This window comes from Streptomyces sp. NPDC029014 (genome assembly GCF_055564695.1).
The window spans coordinates 1-1,837 of sequence record NZ_JBVHVT010000218.1 but is presented as its reverse complement, the minus strand read 5'-3'; the positions used below and the strand labels follow the sequence as shown (position 1 = coordinate 1,837).

Sequence of the window (1,837 nt, the reverse complement as noted above, 5' to 3'; positions counted from 1 at the left end):
CCCCCCCCCCCCCCCCCCCCCCCCCCCCCCCCCTCCCCCCCCCCCCCCCCCCCCCTCCCCCCCCCCCCTCCCGCCCCCCCCCCCCCCCCCCCCCCCCCCCCCCCCCCCTCCGTGTGTCGTGGGCCGGGCGGGGAACCGGACCGGCTACAGGGTGCCCAGCTTGATCAGCGACAGGAGCGCGATCAGCTGGATCGCGGACGCGCCCAGTGCCTTCGGCCACGGCAGGTCGTGCGACTTGCTGACCAGTGAGGTGAACAGCGCGCCCGCCGCCACCCACGTCGCCCAGCCCAGCACCTGGACGAACATGTTGTCGCCGCCGAGGAACATCGCGAAGAGCAGGCGCGGCGCGTCCGTGAGGGACATGACCAGCATGGACAGGCCGATGGTCGGCTGCCAGGAGCCCTCTCCGCCCAGCTGGCGGGCCAGGGTGTGCGTGACGGCGCCGAGGATCAGGCCGCAGATGACGAAGGCCACACCGGCGCTGAGGACGATCGGGACCGCGTTGGCGAGGGTGGCCTTGATGACGTCCTTGCGGGCGTCGTCGAAGCCGAAGACGGCCATGAGGCCGTACAGGAACGTCACGATCAGCGCGGGGCCCCAGACCGGGTAGTCGCGCATCTGGAGGAACGTCGGCCCGGGCCGCAGCACGATGCCCTTGAGCAGTTCCTTCCACGGCAGCCGCGGGCCGGTCGGCGCCGCCACGCCCGCGCCGCCGCTGCCGCCGCCGTCACCTGCCTGGTAGGTCCCGGGCGGGCCGTACGGGTCCTCGCCGAAGGCGAACACCTGGGTGTGCCCGGGGTTGTCGTTCGCGTACGAACCGCCGCCGTGACCGCCGTGGCCTCCGTGGCCGTACGGGGGCTGCTGCGGCTGCGCCTGGTGGGGCTGCTGCGGGTGCCCGTACGGGTCGAAGTACTCCGGCTCGCCATGGCCTCCGGCGGCGGCCTGTTGTGGCCACTGCTGCTGCGGAGGGTAGGGCTGCCCGCCGTACGGCGCCTGCTGCGGTTGCTGCTGACCGTACGGCTGCTGCCGCGGGGGTTGTTGCGGCGCGCGGTTGTCGTCCCGTCCGCGTCCGATCCTGAATCCAGCCACGTGATCGAACGTACCTGGTCCGGCGGCCAAGGGTGACCGGGCCGCCGGAATTGCGACCCTTTGCGGCTGAGCTGTGACATCCCTTAGGGGAACCCCGGGGGGCCGTCCCCACCCCTGTGGGCGCTCCGATCGCGGCGCCCCGCGCGACAATGTGTGACGTTCATCATGCAGGTGGTCGAATGTGGGCGTATCGGGTGCGCGGCTCCGCGGCCGTCGCCACGGGGTGGTCTGACCTGGGCTTTTGTAGCAACTTGGCAACCTTGCGGCGCGGAGCGCCCTCGCGTCGCGCGACTTCCGGCCGGGCTGCCGTAGCCTTCGAACGGTCGGCGACCGGACAACTGGTGCGTTCGGGGCCGAAGTTGGTCCAGCTGTTGGCAAGTTGCTTTGGGGACACCGCCGTTGAGGCGGTACGGGTTCAAGGGGAGAGAACGTGACGGGGAACGCGAAGGAAGTCGCCCGCTGGGCGCCGGTGGCGATGCTGCTGATGTTGGCGCTGGTCGCCCCGCTCTTCGGGGACAGCCCGAACGGAGTGGTGGTTCCCCTGCTGCTCGCCGTGGTCTTCGGCTGCGTGAACCTGATGGTGAAGAGGCGGGAACAGGTCCGCGACCACCGCTGAGAGCGGGCCGTCGTCCCGCCCGTCCGTCCTGAACGCCGCAGTGGGGGGGGGGGGGGGGGGGGGGGGGGGGGGGGGGGGGGGGGGGGGGGGGGGGGGGGGGGGGGGGGGGGGGGGAGGGTAGGTCGGAGGTGG

At 73.2% G+C, this 1,837-nt stretch carries 2 protein-coding genes; one reads left to right on the top strand and one right to left on the bottom strand.

The features are described 5' to 3' along the window. Positions 1-144 precede the first annotated feature (144 nt). A complete protein-coding gene (locus ACZ4VL_RS40635; RefSeq protein WP_468211051.1) occupies positions 145-1,089 on the bottom strand; it encodes a Yip1 family protein in 945 nt (314 codons plus the stop codon). Positions 1,090-1,519: 430 nt separating this feature from the next. On the opposite strand from ACZ4VL_RS40635, the gene ACZ4VL_RS40630 reads away from it, so the two are divergent. Beyond that, complete coding sequence (locus tag ACZ4VL_RS40630; protein ID WP_468211048.1) at positions 1,520-1,705, top strand: hypothetical protein; 186 nt, start codon at positions 1,520-1,522, stop codon at positions 1,703-1,705. Positions 1,706-1,837 lie beyond the last annotated feature (132 nt).